Origin of the sequence: Embleya sp. NPDC020886 (genome assembly GCF_044333915.1) — a bacterium.
Lineage (GTDB): Bacteria > Actinomycetota > Actinomycetes > Streptomycetales > Streptomycetaceae > Embleya.
Genome location: NZ_JBIRRX010000006.1, coordinates 368,858 through 384,860 on the forward strand (window position 1 = coordinate 368,858; position 16,003 = coordinate 384,860).

Here is a 16,003-nt window from a genome sequence, read left to right on the forward strand (position 1 = left end):
AACTGGTGCTTGACATGTCACACCGTAGACACCTTGAATTATGAATACAGAATACATGAACGGGAGGTCGACGTGGGGTTGACGCGAGTGCCCGGGCTGCTGTTCGGGGGTGACTACAACCCCGAGCAATGGCCCGAGGAGGTCTGGGTCGAGGACGCCAAGCTGATGGTCGAGGCCGGGGTGAACATGGCGACGGTCGCCGTCTTCTCCTGGTCACGGCTGGAACCCAGGCCCGGCGAGTACGACTTCGGCTGGTTGGACCGGGTACTCGACCTGCTGCACGAGCACGGCATCGCCGCCGACCTGGCCACCGCGACCGCCACCCCGCCGCCGTGGCTGGTCCGTGAGCACCCGGAGCTGTTGCCGGTCGACGCGAACGGCACCCGGCTCGAATTCGGCTCCCGGCAGGGCTACTGTCCCAGCTCGCCGATCTTCCGCGCGGCCACCGTGCGACTGGCCCGGGCGATGGCGGAGCGTTACGGCGAGCACCCGGCGCTGGCGATGTGGCATATCGGCAACGAGTACGCCGACCACACGCTGGAATGCTTCTGCGACGAGTCCGCCCGGCACTTCCGCCGCTGGCTGGCCGAGCGATACCGGGACATCGACGGCCTCAACGCCGCGTGGGGCACCTCGTGTTGGGGTCAGCACTACACCGACTTCGAACAGATCGCCCCACCGCGCGCGGCGCCGGGCCCGATCAACCCGACCCAGGTGCTGGACTGGCGCCGGTTCTGCTCGGACGCGCTCCTGGAGTGCTTCGAGGCGGAGCAGCGCGTACTGCGCGAGGTCACCCCCGACATTCCGGTGACCACGAACTTCATGAGCATCCTGGCCGGCCTGGACTATTGGAAATGGGCCGAGGCCGAGGACTTCGTCAGCGACGACGCCTACCCCGACCCGGCCGACCCCACCTCGCACGTGGGCATCGCGCTCAGCTACGACCTGATGCGCTCGCTCAAGCGGCGCCCGTGGCTGCTGTTGGAGCAGGCCCCGAGCGCGGTGAGCTGGCGCGAGGTCAACGTGCCCAAGCCGCGGGGCAAGATGCGCCTGGACAGCCTCCAGGCACTCGCGCACGGCGCCGACGGGGTGATGTTCTTCCAGTGGCGCCAGGCCCACTACGGGCCGGAGAAGTTCCACTCCGCCCTGCTCCCGCACGGCGGCGTGCAGACCCGCGGCTGGCAGGACACGCTGCGGCTGGGCGGCGAACTGGCCAGGCTCGCCGAACTCGCCGGCACCACCAGCCGCGCGGACGTCGCCCTGCTGCTGGACTGGTCCTCCTGGTGGGGCCTGGAGGCGCCCGAGTCGATGCCGTCCAAGCGGCTGGAACTCAAGCGCCTGCTCACCGCCTGGTACACCCCGCTGCACGCCCTCGGAATCACCGTCGACCTGGCCCCACCGGACCGTGACCTGTCCGACTACCGCCTGGTCATCGCGCCCAACCTGTACCTCTGCACGGACGAACAGGCGGCCCGACTGCGGACGTTCGACGGCGAGCTGATCGTCGGCCCGTTCAGCGGCGTGGTCGACGCGGCCGACCGGATCCATCCCGGCGGGGCCCCCGGCCCCCTGCGCGAGCTGCTCGGGGTGAGCGTCGACGAGTTCTGGCCGCTCGCCGACGGCGACACCAGGCTCGTCCGGCACGCCGACGGCACCGCGGGCGGCGCGACCCGATGGGCCGAGTGGCTGCGTGTCGAGGCGGCCACGCCGATCGCCACCTACGCGGACGGCGACCTGGCCGGGCAACCCGCGATCACCCGACACGGCCGCGCCACCTACGTCGGCTGCGACCTCGACGACGTCACGCCCGTACTGACCGAGGTACTCACCCGCGCGGGCGTCCGCCCCGTCGCGGACGTGCCCCCCGGGGTCGAGGCCACCCGCCGCAGCGGACCCGACGCCGACTACCTGTTCCTGCTCAATCACGGCACGACCACCGCGACTGTGACCCTGCGCGCCCCCGGCACGGACCTGCCGACCGGGCGCGACCTGCACGGCCCGATCGAGATCGGGCCCAGGGACGCCGTGGTGCTGCGCACCGCTCACGAGGGAGAGAAGTGACCCACCCCTACATACCCAATGCCGAGCCGGCCGTCCGGGCCGAGATGCTGGCCGCGATCGGGGTCGAGTCCATCGAGGACTTCTATACCGCCATCCCCGCCGCGCTGCGCCTGAACCGGCCGCTCGACCTGCCCGCGCCGATGGCCTCGGAACACGAACTGGTCCGGCACATGCGCGGGTTGCTCGCACGCAACACCGACACCACCGAGGTGCTCAGCTTCCTCGGCGGCGGCTGCTACCCGCACCACGTGCCCGCCGTGTGCGACGAGGTCAACTCGCGCGGCGAGTTCCTCACCGCCTACGCCGGCGAGCCGTACGAGGACCACGGCCGATTCCAGGCCCTCTTCGAGTACGTCAGCATGATGGGCGAACTCCTGGAGATGGACGTCGTCAACGTCCCCACCTACGACGGCTTCCAGGCGACCGGCACCGCGCTGCGGATGGCCGCCCGCTACACCGGCCGATCCAAGGTGCTGGTCACCGCCGCGATCGGCGCGGACAAGCTGAGCAAGCTGCACGACTTCCTCGCGCCCGACGTCGAGATCGTCATGATCGCGATCACCGAGACCGGCGAGGCCGCCGAGTTCACCGTCGACGACACCGTCGCCGCGGTCTACCTGGAGAGCCCCAACCTCTACGGCGTGGTCGAGAGCCGGACCGCCGAGATCGCCGAACTCGCGCACGCCCAGGGCGCGTTGCTCGTGGTGAGCGCCGACCCGATCTCGCTCGGCGTACTCGCCCCGCCCGCCACCCTCGGCGCGGACATCGTCTGCGGCGACATCCAGTCGCTGGGCATGCACCAGAGCTACGGCGGCGGCCACGCCGGCTACATCGCCACCCGGGACGAACCGCGCCTGGTCGCCGAGTTCCCCTCGCGCCTGTTCGGCATCGCGCCGACCGCGGTACCCGGCGAATACGGCTTCGGCGACGTCTTCTACGACCGCACCTCCTTCGCGCTGCGCGAGGAGGGCAAGGAATGGGTGGGCACCGCCGCCTCGCTGTGGGGCATCACGGCCGGCGTCTATCTCGCCCTGATGGGCCCCGAGGGCATGCGCGAACTCGGCGAGACGATCCTGGCCCGCACCCGCTACGCGATGGACGAACTGGCCGCCGTACCCGGGGTGTCGGTCAAGCACGCCCAGGCGGTGCACTTCCGCGAGTTCGCGATCGAGGTGGCCGACACCGACGCGCTGCTCACGGCGCTGCGCGAGCACGGCATCTACGCCGGCATCGCGCTGGACGCCACGACGCTGCTGGTCTGCGTGACCGAGCGGCACGGCAAGGACGACATCGACTCGCTGGTGCGAGCGGTACGAGAGGTGCAGGGCTGATGGGTGCCGTCGGAGAATCCTTCGCGAAATTGCCGATCGAGGCGAAGCCGCCGCTGCGCCGGTTCCACCAGGCGCGCTGGGACGAGCCGATCATCTTCGAGCTGTCCAGCCCCGGCCGGCGCGGCATCGGGGTGCCCGAGGCGGGCGTGCCCGCCGTCGAACTGCCCGCCGGCATCCGGCGCGAGACGGCGCCCGCGCTGCCGCAGATGTCCCAGTTGCACGTGCTCCGGCACTACATGCGACTCTCCCAGGAGACCATCGGCGTCGACCTGGGCATCGCCGTCGGCCAGGGCACCTGCACGATGAAGTACAGCCCCAAGATCAACGACCGGTTCGTCGCCGACGCCAAGATCGCCGAACTGCACCCGGCCCAGCCCGAGGACAGCGTGCAGGGCGTGCTCGCGATCTACTGGCACCTGGAGCAGATGCTCAAGGAGATCTCCGGCCTGAACCGGGTCTGCCTGCAACCGGGCTCCGGCTCGGCGGCGATCTACGCCAACATCGCGATGATCCGCGCCTACCACGCCTCGCGGGGCGAGGGCGAACAGCGCGACCAGGTGATCACCACGATGTTCTCGCACCCCTCGAACGCGGCCTGCGCCAAGGTCGCCGGGTACGAGGTGATCACCTTGATGCCCGACGCCGACGGCTACCCGGACATCGAGGCCCTGCGCGCCGCCGTGGGCCCGCGCACCGCCGCGCTGATGATCACCAACCCGGAGGACACCGGGATCTACAACCCCCGGATCGCCGAGTTCGTCGAACTCGTGCACGGGGCGGGCGGGTTGGCCTGCTACGACCAGGCCAACGCGAACGGCATCCTGGGCATCACCCGGGCCGCCGACGCCGGGTTCGACCTGTGCCACTTCAACCTGCACAAGACCTTCTCCACCCCGCACGCGTGCGGCGGCCCGGCGGCGGGCGCGTGCGGTGTCGCGGAGAAGCTGGTGCCGTTCATGCCCGGCCCGACCATCGAGTTCGACGGCGAACGCTACTTCCTGGACACCGACCGGCCGCAGTCGGTCGGCAAGATCCGGCCCTACCTCGGGGTCACCCCGAACGTGGTGCGCGCCTACGCGTGGATCATGGCGCTGGGCGCCGAGGGTCTGCGGCAGGTGGCCGAGACGGCGGTGCTGAACAACAACTACCTGATGCACAAGGTGTTGCAGATCCCCGGTGCCTCCGCGCCGTGGAACAAGGACCGGCTGGAGCAGGTCCGCTACTCGTGGCAGGCGCTCTACGAGGACACGGGCGTGCACTCGGAGGAGATCGGCGTGCGCGCGTCCGACTTCGGGGTGCACTACTGGACCAGCCACCACCCGTACCTGGTGCCCGAGCCGTTCACCCTGGAGCCGACCGAGTCGTACTCCAAGGAGGACCTCGACGAATACGCGGCGATCCTGGCGCACGTCGCGGACGAGGCGCGCAGCGAACCGGAGTTCGTCAAGGGCGCGCCGTACAACCAGACCGTGCACAAGATCGACCCGACCTGCCTGGACGACCCGGAGCAGTGGGCGACGACCTGGCGGGCGTACGTCCGCAAGCACCTGTCATGAGAGTCGGCCTGGTCGTCAACCCGGTGGCCGGCCTCGGCGGGGCGGCCGGGCTCAAGGGCAGCGACGGCGCCGACGTGCAGCGCGAGGCGCTGGCACGCGGGGCGATCGCCCGAGCCGGGGAGCGCGCGACCGCGGCCGTGCGCGCGCTCCTGGCCGCCCGCCCGGACGCCACCGTGGTCACCGTGCCCGGCGCGATGGGCGAGCACGCCGTGCGCGCCGCCGGCGCGGTGCCCGAACTGGTGGCGTGCACACCGGGGGAGCCGTCCTCGTCCGCCGACACCCGGGCCTGCGTCCGGGCGTTGGCGGCGGTGGATCTGCTGCTGTTCGCGGGCGGCGACGGCACCGCCCGGGACGTGCTGGACGCCGCGCCCGGCATGCCGGTGCTCGGCATCCCGGCCGGGGTCAAGGTCTACTCCGGCTGCTTCGCGGTCGGCCCGGCGGCGGCCGGCCACGCCGCCGCCGAGTTCGCCGGGGACACCACCGAGGCCGAGGTGGTGGACCTGGACGAACAGGGCTACCGCGAGGGCCGGGTCGGCCCCCGCCTGTACGGCACGCTGACCGTGCCCGCGGTCCGGGTCCGGCTGTCCGGTCGCAAGACCGGCTCCTCGGGCGCCGCGCCGGAAAGCATCGAGGCCATCGCCCGCGAAGTGGTCGCCCGGATGCGCCCGGGTGTGCGCTACATCCTGGGACCGGGCACCACCACCCGTGCGGTCGGCCGCGCGCTGGGCGCCGAATCCACCCTGCTCGGCGTGGACGTGGTCGCCGACGGCGTGCCGATCGGGGTCGACCTGAGCGAGCGCGCGCTGCTCGACCTGGTGGAAGGGCACGAGACGGACGCCGTCGTGTCGGTGATCGGCGGCCAGGGCTTCGTGTTCGGCCGCGGCAACCAGCAGATCAGCCCGTCGGTGCTGGCCCGCGTGCACGGCCTGACCGTGCTCGCCACCCGCACCAAGCTGGCCGCGCTCGGCGGCCGGCCGCTGTTGGCGGACACCGGGGACCCGGCCACGGACGCCCGGTTGAGCGGTTTCGTCCGGGTGGTCACCGGCTACCGCGAGAGCGTCCCCTATCGAATTGTTCCTGCGAGTGAGGAGTGCTGCGGATGAACGGGATGACTGGATCCCTGCACGGCAAGGTCGCCATCGTCACCGGCGGCGGCTCGGGCATCGGCCGGGCCACCGCGCTGATGTTCGCCGCGGAGGGTGCGGACGTGGTGATCGCCGACATCGACGCGGCGGCGGCGACCCGCACCGCGCAGGAGATCACCGACCAGGGCTCCCGGGCAGTCGGGGTCAAGGCGGACGTCTCCGCCGAGGCCGACTGCGTGTCCGTGGTGTCCACGGCGGTGCAGACGTTCGGCGGGCTGCACGTGTTGTTCAACAACGCGGGCATCATCCGGCGCGCCGACGCGATCGGCACCTCGGTCGAGGAGTGGGACCGGGTGATGGCGGTCAACGTGCGCTCGGTCTTCCTGATGTGCAAGCACGCCGTCCCCGCGATGAGCGACGGTGGATCCATCGTCAACACCGGCTCCGGCTGGGGTCTCAAGGGCGGCGGCAACGCGATCTCCTACTGCGCGTCCAAGGCCGCCGTGGTCAACATGACCCGGGCCCTGGCGATCGACCACGCGGCGGCCGGCATCCGGGTCAACTCGGTCAACCCCGGTGACACGGACACCCCGATGTTGCGCGAGGAGGCCCGGCAACTGGCCGAGGACTGGACGGCGTTCGCGGCCGATGCGGCGGACCGTCCGATGGGCCGCGCCGGCACGCCGGACGAGATCGCCCGCGCGGTGCTCTTCCTGGCCTCCGACGCGGCGAGCTACATCACCGGCACCGCCCTGGTCGTCGACGGCGGCGGCCTCGCCTAGTCATCCCGGCCCCGCTCCCGTCGTCGCCGTCGGCGACGGGCGCGGTCCCGGTCCCGGTACGTGCACGTCCCGCACCATTCCCCCCGGAGGCACATCGTGTCATTTTCCCGCGCAGCGAAGACCGTCGCCGTGCTGGCCGTCGGTGCCGCACTCGCCGCAACCACCGGTTGCGGCGGGAGCAGCGGCTCCGGCTCCGGCTCCGGCAAGACCACCGTCACCTGGTCGACCTGGGGCAACCCCGAGGAACTGGCCCGGTTCAAGGAGTTCGAGAAGGACTTCGGCAAGCGCCACCCCGACATCAAGCTGAAGCTCCAGGCGGTGCCGTCCTACAGCGACTACCACGCCAAGCTGCTCACCCAGCTCTCCTCCAAGACCGCGCCCGACGTGTTCTACGTCGGTGACGACTTCGCCGGCAAATTCGTCTCCGCCGGGGCGCTCGCGCCGCTCAACGAGAAGATGGCGGCCCCCGACAGCAAGGCCAAGCAGGAGGACTTCTTCGACGGGCTGTACGGCGGCGCGAAGAAGGACGGCAAGATCTACGGCATACCGAACGACGCCAACCCCGAGGTGCTCTGGTACGACAAGCAGACGCTCAAGGACGCCGGGATCACCGAGGACCCGGCCGCGCTGAACGCGCAGGGCAAGTGGACGATGGCCACCTTCCTGGAGATGAACCGCAAGCTCAAGGGCGCGGACAAGGCCGGTTCGGTCTTCTACAACTGGTACGGCTCGACCTACAGCATGATCAACGGCTTCGGCGGCAAGGTGTACGACGGCGGCAAGTTCGTCGGCAACACCGACCCCAAGTCGCGCGAGGCATTGAAGGCATTGGCGGACGGCTACCAGAACGGGACCTTCCTGGTCGCCGACATCCTGCCCGAGGGCAACGGCTCCGACGTGCAGTTCATCAAGCACAAGGTCGGCTTCGCCGCGGGCGGACGGTGGATGATCGACACGGTCAAGAAGGGGCAGCCGGACAACTACGACATCGTGCCGTTCCCGTCCCAGTCCGGCGTGTTGATGCCGCAGACGGTCGGCACCTCCTTCCTGGCACTCAACAAGGACGCCAAGAACGCGCAGGCGGCCTGGACCTTCATGTCCGAGTTCGTCTCCAAGGAGGGCCAGACCCTGCGCCTGAAGGGCGGCGGCAACGCGGTGCCCTCGGTCAAGGGCGCGGACAGCGTGGTGATGGAGGGCTACCCGGCGCACGCGCAGACCTTCGTCGACGCCCGGGACGGCGGCTTCGCCAACTACCCGGAAGAGGCCGGCGTGCCGGAACTGACGGCGAAGATCAACGAGTTGCTGCTGAAGTTGTGGACCGGCAAGGTCGGGTTCGACCAGGCGATGAACGACCTCGGCTCGCTCGTCTCCGGCAAACTGAGCTGACCGGGGGCCGCCGTGACCACGTCCACGCTCAGCCGCACCACCGACGCACGGCGCCCGGCCACCGACAAGCCCGACAGCCGCCGGACCCTTTTGGGCCGGCGGCGTCGGGAACGGTGGTGGGCCGCCCTCTTCCTCGGGCCGCAACTGGCCGCCCTGCTGGTCTTCACCCTGATACCGCTGGGCTTCGCCGTCGTGCTGGCCTTCATGAAGTGGGACGGCCTGGGTGAGAAGTCCTGGGTCGGCTTCGACAACTTCCAGACCCAGTTCTCCGACCCCACCTTCCGCGACGCGGTGCTCAACACGCTGACCCTGGGCCTGATCACGGTGCCGGTGGGGCTGGTACTCGCCCTGCTGATCGCGATGGCGCTCAACAACGTGCGCGGCAAGACCATCTACCGGGTGATCTACTTCCTGCCCGTGGTCACCAGCTCGGTGGCCGTCGCGGTGATCTGGCAGATGTTGCTGGCCAGCGGTGACCTGGGGATGCTCAACAACACCGTGCACGACTGGTTCGGCATCACCCTGCCGGACTGGCTCAACGACCCCGACTGGGTGATGGTCGCGATCGCGGCGGTGACCATCTGGTCCTCGCTGGGCCTGAACGTGGTGATCTTCCTGGCCGGCCTGCAGTCCATCCCGGCGCACCTGACCGAGGTGGCCCGGATCGACGGCGCGGGACCGTTGCGCATCTTCCGGCACGTCACGCTGCCGCTGCTGTCCCCGACCATCTTCTTCTCCTTCGTGGTCGCGGTGATCAGCTCGTTCCAAGCCTTCGACCAGATCTACGTGCTGGTCGACCCGGACCACAACGAGGGCGCCCGCACGATCGTCTACCAGGTCTACGACCTGGGCTTCAAGAAGTTCGAATTCGGCGCCAGCAGCGCCGCCGCCCTGCTCCTGACGCTGATGACGGTCGTGGTCACGGTCGCCCAGTTCGGCATGCAGAAGCGCTTCGTCCACTACGAGTCGTAAGAGAGGAGGGTCGTGATGGTCACTGCCATCCGCCGACGCGTCGGCACCGTCGCACTGCACACCCTGCTCATCGTGGGCGGGCTGCTGATGACGTTCCCGTTCGTGTGGATGCTGCTCACCGCGTTCAAGGGCGAGGGGCAGATGATCCAGGATCCGCTGGCCTGGCTGCCGGACCCCTGGCGCGCGAGCAACTTCCCCGACGCCCTGGACGCGATGCCGTTCGGCCGCGCCTACTGGAACAGTTTCTACATCGCCGCGATCACGGTCGTGGCCACCCTGCTCACCGCCTCGATGGCGGCCTATGCCTTCACCCGGATCGAATTCCCGTTCTCCCGCTCGCTGTTCGTGGTCTTCCTGCTCACCCAGATGGTGCCCACCCAGGTCACCCTGGTGCCGCTCTACGTGATGTTGTCGCACTTCGGCTGGATCGACACCCACCTGGCGCTGATCCTGCCCGCCATCGCGAACCCGTTCGCGGTCTTCATGATGCGCCAGTTCATCCGGGCGGTGCCGATCGAACTGGAGGAGGCCGCCCGGCTGGACGGCGCGAACCGGTGGACGATCTTCACCCGGATCGTGCTGCCCAACATCAAGCCCGGCATGGCCGCGCTCGGCATCATCGTCTTCCTGGGCAGCTGGAACAGCTTCATCTACCCGTTGATCTTCCTCAACTCCGAGGAAAACTTCACCGTTCCGATGTTGCTCGCCTCGTTCAAGGGCCAGCACGGCGGACTGGACTACGGCATGCTCCTCGCCGCTTCGACGATCTCCGTGGTGCCGATGCTGATCGCCTTCATGATCGGGCAGCGGAAGATCATCAACAGCATGGCGGCATCCGGCATGGGAGGCCGCTGAGATGACGGCGCACGACCGCGACCTGCTCGACCGGGTCGCGCCGGACCTGCGCGAACGCCCCTTCACCGACCGCGGTTCGCGGCTGCTGGTGTTGGCGCAGGAGGACGGCGACCTGTGGATCGCCCGGTCCGAGTACGAGACCCGACTCACCGACACGACCGTGCTCACCGGGCTGCGGATCGAGTCGGCGGGCGGCGACCCGCTGCCGATCCGCTCCGCGCACCCGGACCGGATCTCCTTCGCGGGCGGTGTGCACCTGGCCTTCGCCGATCCGGACACGCTCGTCTTGATCGGTACCGGTGCCCGGGCGCGCTGGCGGACGGCGGACGGCGCCGCGCACGAGGCGGCGATCGAGGGCTGCCGGGTGCTGGTGGGCCGGGACGCGCGGATCGAGGGGCCCGCCGTCCTGGCCGCGGCCGGCGCGCGCTGGAACGCCTGGTTCGAGCGCATGCCGGCGGTCCGCGCGGACCTGCGGGAACGCGCCGCGATGGCGTGGTGGACGCTCGGGGTGAACCTGCTGCCGATCCGCTTCGCGGGCGGCCGGGAGGGCCTGGTCCCGTCCCGGTTCGGCTACGTCGGCGTGTGGAACTGGGACTCCTACTTCCACGCCATCGCGCTGCGGCACGGCGACCCCGAACTGGCCCGGGACCAGATCCGGATCCTGCTCGCCCACCAGCGCGCCGACGGGCTGATCCCCGACGTCGTGCACGACGAGGGCGTGCTGGCCGAGACCAACGACCTGCCGCGCTCGGACCGGGCCCGGCTGGCCGAGCACGTCGGCCAGGCCCTGGGCGAGGACGCGGCACCCGCCGCCGCGGCCGGCGACGCGGTTCCGGTGACCAAGCCGCCGCTGACCGCGTGGGCGGTCTGGAAGATCCACCGGGCGGCCCCCGACCTCGCCTTCCTGGCCGAGGTCTACGAGCCGATCGCCCGCTCCCAGGAATGGTGGCTGACCCACTCCGACCCGGACGGCGACGGCCTGGCCGAATACCTGCACCCGTACTCCAGCGGCCTGGACGACAGCCCGGTCTGGGACTACGGCCCGCGCGCCGAGCCGCCGGACCTGAACGCCTATCTGGCGCTCCAGTTCGACGTGTTGGGCGACATCGCCCAGGAACTGGGCCGAACCGAGGAGGCCGCGACCTGGCGCGAGCGGGCCGCCGCGCACACCGAACTCCTGGTGTCCCGGCGGTGGGACGGCAAACGTTTCACCACCGTCTCGGCGGGCCGCACGGTCCCGGTCCGCACCCCGCTGGAACTGCTGCCGCTGCTCACCGGACGGCTGCCGCGCGAGATCGCCGACCGACTGGTCGAGGACCTGCGCTCGCCGAGCTTCTGGGGCGAACGCCCGGTGCCGACCGTGGCGTTCGACGACCCGAACTTCGATCCCGAGGCGATGTGGCGCGGGCCGGTCTGGCTCAACGTCAACTACCTGCTGATCGAGGGCCTGCGCCGCTCCGGATACCCGGACGTGGCCGACGAGTTGACCGAACGCACGGTGCGGATGGTGGCCGAGGGCGGCGGGTTGTACGAGTACTGGAACCCGCTCACCGGCGGCCGGGCCGGGCGGGCGACCACCGGATTCGGCTGGTCCAGCGCGCTGTTCGTGGACCTGGCCCGGAGCTGAGCACACCGCCCGCCGTCGCCGCATCCGGCGACGGCGGGCCGGACGCGCGGTTCAGCGGGCGTCGAGCACGTCGGCCAGGTCGTAGCGGGCCGGTTCGGCGAGTTGTTCATACGTGCACTGGGCCGGATCCTTGTCGGTGCGCCACCGGCGGAACCGGGTCGTGTGCCGGAACCGGTCGCCCTGGACGTGGTCGTAGGCCACCTCGCACACCGATTCCGGCCGCAACGGCACCCAGTCCGACAGCCGACCGCCCGACCAGCGGGTCACCGCGCCGGGCAGCCGATCCGCCTCGTGCGCCTCGGCCTCGGCCCAGTGCGCCCACGGATGCCCGGCCGGATCCGCCATCCGGTACGGCGCCAACTCCTCGACCAACTCGGCCCGCCGGGCCGCGGTGAACGCCGCACTGACACCCACGTGTTGCAGCCGACCACGGTCGTCGTACAGACCGAGCAACAGCGAACCCACCACCGGGCCCGACTTGTGCTCGCGATAGCCCGCCACCACGCAGTCCGCGGTGCGCTCGTGCTTGACCTTGACCATCGCCCGTACATCCGGCAGATACGGCCCGGCCGGGTCCTTGGCCACGATGCCGTCCAGGCCCGCGCCCTCGAACCGGTCGAACCAATCCTGCGCCACGCCCCGATCGGTGGTGGCGGGCGCCAGGTGGATCGGCGCCGACACCTCGGCCAGCGCCCGCTCCAGCGCGGCGCGCCGCTCGGTCAGCGGACGCGACAGATACGCCCGGTCGCCCAGCGCCAGCAGGTCGAACGCCACGAACGACGCCGGGGTGGTCTCGGCCAGCAACCGCACCCGCGAGGCCGCCGGGTGGATCCGGTCCTGGAGCCGATCGAAGTCGAGCCGTCCGTCCCGGGCGATGACCAGCTCGCCGTCCAGTACGCAGCGTGACGGAAGCAGCCGCAACACCGCGTCCACCACATCCGGAAAGTAACGATCGAGCGGCTTGGTGTTACGGCTGCCGATCAGCACCTCGTCGCCGTCCCGGAAGACGATCGCCCGAAATCCGTCCCACTTGGCCTCGTAGTGCAGGCCGGCGGGAATCCGCGCGGCGGCCTTGGCGAGCATCGGCTTGACCGGGGGCATCACGGGAAGGCGCATGCGGCTCAGTGTGCTCGGGCGCCGCACCGGTCGCCTCCGCAGCGGCCGAACGGCGGCACGCCATCGGGACGAAGCGGGGCAAATCTGCCTACCCTGAGGAATGAGCGCTGCCGAGGAATTCGAGGTCGACGGCAGGTCCGTCCGGGTGAGCAACGTCGACAAGATCTACTACCCGGAACGCGGCTTCACCAAGGGTGACGTGGTCCGCTACCTGATCTCGGTCGGCGGTGGCCTGCTGCGCGGTTTGCGGGATCGACCCACCACCCTGCAACGCTTCCCCGAGGGTGTGGACGGCGAGTCGTTCTTCCAAAAGCGGGTGCCCAAATACCTGCCGGACTGGATCCCCACCGCCCGGATCACCTTCCCCAGCGGTCGGCACGCCGACGAGATGGCCCCCGACAGCGTGGCCGCACTGGTCTGGGCGGGCAACCTCGGCTGCCTGACCTTCCACCCCTGGCCGGTCCGACGCAACGCCACCGAACACCCCGACGAACTGCGCATCGACCTCGACCCGCAACCGGGCACCGACTTCGCCGACGCGGTCCGCGCCGCACACGCGATGCGCGAGGTACTGGCCGACTACCGGCTGACCGCCTGGCCGAAGACCTCCGGCGGCCGCGGCCTGCACCTCTACGTGCCGGTCCGGCCCGAGTGGGAGTTCACCGGGGTGCGCCGCGCGGTGATCGCGCTGGGCCGTGAACTGGAGGCGCGGATGCCCGATCGGGTGACCACCGCCTGGTGGAAGGAGGAGCGCGGCGAACGCATCTTCGTCGACTACAACCAGATGGCCCGGGACCGCACCATCGCCGCCGCCTACTCGCCGCGGCCCACCGCCCGGGCGACCGTATCGGCCCCGCTGACCTGGGACGAGGTCGACGACGCGCACCCCGACGACTTCGACCTCGCGAGCATGCCCGAGCGCTACGCCCGGCTCGGCGACGTGCACGCGGACATGTCGGAGCACGCCTTCGACCTGCGCCCGGCGCTCGAACTGGCCGAGCGGCAGGCCCGCGACCACGGCGCGGGCGACCTGCCCTATCCGCCGGACCACCCCAAGATGCCCGGCGAACCACCCCGGGTCCAACCCAGCCGGGCCCGCGAACACTGAAGGCGAAATCCGCGAACACCGAATGCGAAATCGGGATCCGAGACAGGAAAGAGTCCCTCATGTGTCTGTCGTTTCGTGCGCCGCTGTCCGTGCACAACCCCGTGTCGATCCACCATCCCTTCTCGACCCGCGCCCGGCTGTCCGTGCGCAAGGACGTGGGTCTGCTCGCGCTGCGCCTGGGCACCGGCGGCGTGTTGTTCGCACACGGCGCGCAGAAGTTGTTCGGCTGGTTCGGCGGCCACGGCCTGGCCGGTACCGGCTCGGCGATGGAACACATGGGCTTTCGGCCCGGTCGGCAGAGTGCGATCGCGGCCGGTCTCGGCGAGGCGGGCGGCGGGGTGCTCCTCGCGCTCGGCCTGGCCACTCCCGCGGCGGGCGCGGCGGCGGCCGGCGCGATGGCGGGTGCGGTCGCGGTACACGCGCCGGCCGGCTTCTTCGCGCAATCGGGCGGCTTCGAGTATCCGGCGTTCCTCGGCTTCGTCGCGGCCGGGCTCGGTCTCGCCGGCCCCGGGCGGTTCTCGGTGGACCACCTGACCTGCCACGTGCTGGACCGCCCGTGGGTGGTCGGCATCGCGTTCACCGGCAGCGCCGCCGCGGCCGCCGCGGTGATCGGCCGCCGCCGGGCCGCCGCCCAGGACGAGACGGACACACCGGCCGAGTAGGGCTCAGCGGCCGGCGCCGGCCCAGGCGAGCAGGCGCTCGACGGGCCACGTGGTGATCACCCGGTCCGCCGGCACCTCGCATGCGGTGGCCCGGGCGCAACCGTGGCCCTGCCAGTCGAGTTGGCCGGGCGCGTGTGCGTCGGTGTCGATCGAGAAGCAGACCCCGGCGGCCAGCGCCCGGCGCAGCAGCCGGGACGGTGGATCCCGGCGCTCGGGGCGGCAGTTGATCTCCACGGCGGTGTGCGACTCGGCACATGCGGCGAACACCGCGTCGGCGTCGAACGTGGACTCCGGGCGCTGCTTGCCCCCGATCAGTCGACCGGTGCAGTGGCCCAGCACGTCGACCCGCGGATTGCGCACCGCGGTCAACAGACGGCGGGTCATCGCCGGCTCCTCCATCCGCAGCTTGGAGTGCACCGAGGCGACCACCACGTCCAGGCGGGCGAGCAGATCCGGGTCCTGGTCCAGCGAGCCGTCGTCGAGGATGTCGCATTCGATGCCGGTCAACAGTCGGAACGGGGCCAGTTCGGCGGCGAGTTCGGCCACCACGCGCAACTGCGCGCGCAGCCGCTCGGCGGTCAGACCGCGAGCCACGGTCAACCGCGGCGAATGGTCGGTCAGGACGACCCACTCGTGCCCCAGGTCCCGTGCGGTGCGGGCCATCACGTCGATCGGGCTGCCGCCGTCGGACCAGTCGGAATGCATGTGGCAGTCGCCGCGCTGCGCGGCCAGCAGCGCCGCGCCGTCGGTGGGTACCGGCGAGGGGCGGGATTCCAGGTCGGCGAGGTAACCCGGCAGCCGGCCGGCCTGGGCCTGCTCGATGACGTCCGCCGTCTTGGGGCCGATGCCCTTCAGCTCGCCGAGCGTGCGCTGCTCGACCCGGCGGCGCAATTCGTCGGGCGTCAGTCCGGCCACCACCGCGGCCGCGGTCCGGAACGCCTTGACCCGGTACGTCGGCGCCTGGTCGCGTTCGAGCAGGAACGCGATGCGATCCAGTGCGGTCACGGGGTCGGGGGCGGGGCCGGGCTGGGAGGCGGGCGAGGGTCGGGGAGCCATGGGGGGACTGTGGCCGCGCCGGGCGAGGGTAAACCGCGCGAACGGGCCGATCGGCGTTCATCCGCGGGAGTCGGCGCGGGAGCCGGTGCGCGAGTTCCCGTGGGAGTTGCGGTGCGGAACACGAGCCGGCGTCGACCGGGTGCGTGTCCCGGGTGCGGGTGAATTCGGGATGCGGGTGAATACGGCTAGCGACCGGGTTCCTCGTCCTTCATGCCCTTGCGGATCTCCTCGCGCAGTTCGGGCGAGTCGGTGTGCCCGTGCACGGTCTGGGCATGCTGGGTGGCGGCCACGAGGACTTCGTCCTCGGAGCCGGCGATGGTGAGCGTGCACCCGGACTCACTGGGCATGTCCCGGCAATCGACGATCTTGCGCATGACGTCCTCCCGGACTGGGCTCTCGTCCCCGA

General features: G+C 70.8%; 14 protein-coding genes. 11 read left to right on the top strand and 3 right to left on the bottom strand.

The features are described 5' to 3' along the window. The first annotated feature begins 72 nt into the window (after nt 1-72). The 9 genes from ACH4U8_RS23555 (at nt 73) to ACH4U8_RS23595 (ending at nt 11,655) form a co-directional block, all read left to right on the top strand. Nucleotides 73-2,061 carry a beta-galactosidase gene (locus ACH4U8_RS23555; protein ID WP_395779930.1) on the top strand — a complete coding sequence of 663 codons (1,989 nt, stop codon included), beginning with the start codon at nt 73-75 and terminating at the stop codon, nt 2,059-2,061. Beyond that, nucleotides 2,058-3,392: an aminomethyl-transferring glycine dehydrogenase subunit GcvPA gene (gene gcvPA, locus ACH4U8_RS23560; protein WP_395779932.1), complete on the top strand. Its 1,335-nt coding sequence runs from the start codon at nt 2,058-2,060 to the stop codon at nt 3,390-3,392. The genes ACH4U8_RS23555 and gcvPA overlap by 4 nt, the downstream gene beginning before the upstream one ends. Continuing rightward, nucleotides 3,392-4,948, top strand: a complete 1,557-nt coding sequence (gene gcvPB / locus ACH4U8_RS23565) for an aminomethyl-transferring glycine dehydrogenase subunit GcvPB (RefSeq protein WP_395779933.1) — start codon at nt 3,392-3,394, stop codon at nt 4,946-4,948. Before gcvPA ends, gcvPB begins: the two co-directional genes overlap by 1 nt. Then, the gene (locus ACH4U8_RS23570) at nt 4,945-6,051 is read left to right on the top strand and encodes an ATP-NAD kinase family protein (protein ID WP_395779935.1); all 1,107 of its coding nucleotides are present in this window, start codon (nt 4,945-4,947) and stop codon (nt 6,049-6,051) included. Before gcvPB ends, ACH4U8_RS23570 begins: the two co-directional genes overlap by 4 nt. Beyond that, nucleotides 6,048-6,815 (top strand): SDR family NAD(P)-dependent oxidoreductase, encoded by a 768-nt coding sequence (locus ACH4U8_RS23575; RefSeq protein WP_360315087.1) that lies wholly within the window; start codon nt 6,048-6,050, stop codon nt 6,813-6,815. The genes ACH4U8_RS23570 and ACH4U8_RS23575 overlap by 4 nt, the downstream gene beginning before the upstream one ends. Before the next feature lie 96 nt (nt 6,816-6,911). Beyond that, on the top strand, nt 6,912-8,201 hold the full coding sequence (locus tag ACH4U8_RS23580; RefSeq protein ID WP_360315085.1) for a sugar ABC transporter substrate-binding protein: 1,290 nt from the start codon (nt 6,912-6,914) through the stop codon (nt 8,199-8,201). Between the two features lie 12 nt (nt 8,202-8,213). Next, nucleotides 8,214-9,173, top strand: a complete 960-nt coding sequence (locus tag ACH4U8_RS23585; RefSeq protein ID WP_360315083.1) for a sugar ABC transporter permease — start codon at nt 8,214-8,216, stop codon at nt 9,171-9,173. A gap of 15 nt (nt 9,174-9,188) precedes the next feature. Beyond that, a complete protein-coding gene (locus tag ACH4U8_RS23590; protein ID WP_360315081.1) occupies nt 9,189-10,028 on the top strand; it encodes a carbohydrate ABC transporter permease in 840 nt (279 codons plus the stop codon). Nucleotide 10,029: 1 nt separating this feature from the next. Beyond that, entirely contained in the window at nt 10,030-11,655 is a 1,626-nt protein-coding gene (locus tag ACH4U8_RS23595; RefSeq protein ID WP_360315079.1) for an MGH1-like glycoside hydrolase domain-containing protein, read from the top strand. 51 nt (nt 11,656-11,706) lie between these two features. Here ACH4U8_RS23595 and ACH4U8_RS23600 read toward each other — a convergent pair whose 3' ends face one another. Continuing rightward, a complete protein-coding gene (locus tag ACH4U8_RS23600) occupies nt 11,707-12,771 on the bottom strand; it encodes an ATP-dependent DNA ligase (RefSeq protein ID WP_395779937.1) in 1,065 nt (354 codons plus the stop codon). A 100-nt stretch (nt 12,772-12,871) separates the two neighbouring features. Here ACH4U8_RS23600 and ligD point away from each other — a divergent pair, with 100 nt between their 5' ends. Both ligD and ACH4U8_RS23610 read left to right on the top strand, forming a co-directional pair. Beyond that, nucleotides 12,872-13,879, top strand: coding sequence for a non-homologous end-joining DNA ligase (ligD, locus tag ACH4U8_RS23605; RefSeq protein WP_360315075.1), 1,008 nt, complete (start codon nt 12,872-12,874; stop codon nt 13,877-13,879). A 59-nt stretch (nt 13,880-13,938) separates the two neighbouring features. Next, entirely contained in the window at nt 13,939-14,541 is a 603-nt protein-coding gene (locus tag ACH4U8_RS23610) for a DoxX family protein (RefSeq protein WP_360315073.1), read from the top strand. A gap of 3 nt (nt 14,542-14,544) precedes the next feature. Here ACH4U8_RS23610 and ACH4U8_RS23615 read toward each other — a convergent pair whose 3' ends face one another. Together ACH4U8_RS23615 and ACH4U8_RS23620 are read right to left on the bottom strand one after the other, a co-directional pair. Next, a complete protein-coding gene (locus ACH4U8_RS23615) occupies nt 14,545-15,597 on the bottom strand; it encodes a PHP domain-containing protein (RefSeq protein ID WP_395779939.1) in 1,053 nt (350 codons plus the stop codon). A gap of 185 nt (nt 15,598-15,782) precedes the next feature. Beyond that, nucleotides 15,783-15,971 carry a DUF1059 domain-containing protein gene (locus tag ACH4U8_RS23620; protein WP_360315069.1) on the bottom strand — a complete coding sequence of 63 codons (189 nt, stop codon included), beginning with the start codon at nt 15,969-15,971 and terminating at the stop codon, nt 15,783-15,785. Nucleotides 15,972-16,003 lie beyond the last annotated feature (32 nt).

What these genes read in the sequence shown, in the direction of transcription:
- ACH4U8_RS23610 (WP_360315073.1), top strand. Translation starts at nt 13,939, where the DNA reads ATGTGTCTGTCGTTTCGTGCGCCGCTGTCCGTGCACAACCCCGTGTCG.
- ACH4U8_RS23620 (WP_360315069.1), bottom strand. Translation starts at nt 15,971, where the DNA reads ATGCGCAAGATCGTCGATTGCCGGGACATGCCCAGTGAGTCCGGGTGC.
- ACH4U8_RS23570 (WP_395779935.1), top strand. Translation starts at nt 4,945, where the DNA reads ATGAGAGTCGGCCTGGTCGTCAACCCGGTGGCCGGCCTCGGCGGGGCG.
- gcvPB (WP_395779933.1), top strand. Translation starts at nt 3,392, where the DNA reads ATGGGTGCCGTCGGAGAATCCTTCGCGAAATTGCCGATCGAGGCGAAG.
- ACH4U8_RS23590 (WP_360315081.1), top strand. Translation starts at nt 9,189, where the DNA reads ATGGTCACTGCCATCCGCCGACGCGTCGGCACCGTCGCACTGCACACC.
- ACH4U8_RS23600 (WP_395779937.1), bottom strand. Translation starts at nt 12,771, where the DNA reads ATGCGCCTTCCCGTGATGCCCCCGGTCAAGCCGATGCTCGCCAAGGCC.
- ACH4U8_RS23575 (WP_360315087.1), top strand. Translation starts at nt 6,048, where the DNA reads ATGAACGGGATGACTGGATCCCTGCACGGCAAGGTCGCCATCGTCACC.
- ACH4U8_RS23615 (WP_395779939.1), bottom strand. Translation starts at nt 15,597, where the DNA reads ATGGCTCCCCGACCCTCGCCCGCCTCCCAGCCCGGCCCCGCCCCCGAC.
- ACH4U8_RS23595 (WP_360315079.1), top strand. Translation starts at nt 10,030, where the DNA reads ATGACGGCGCACGACCGCGACCTGCTCGACCGGGTCGCGCCGGACCTG.
- ligD (WP_360315075.1), top strand. Translation starts at nt 12,872, where the DNA reads ATGAGCGCTGCCGAGGAATTCGAGGTCGACGGCAGGTCCGTCCGGGTG.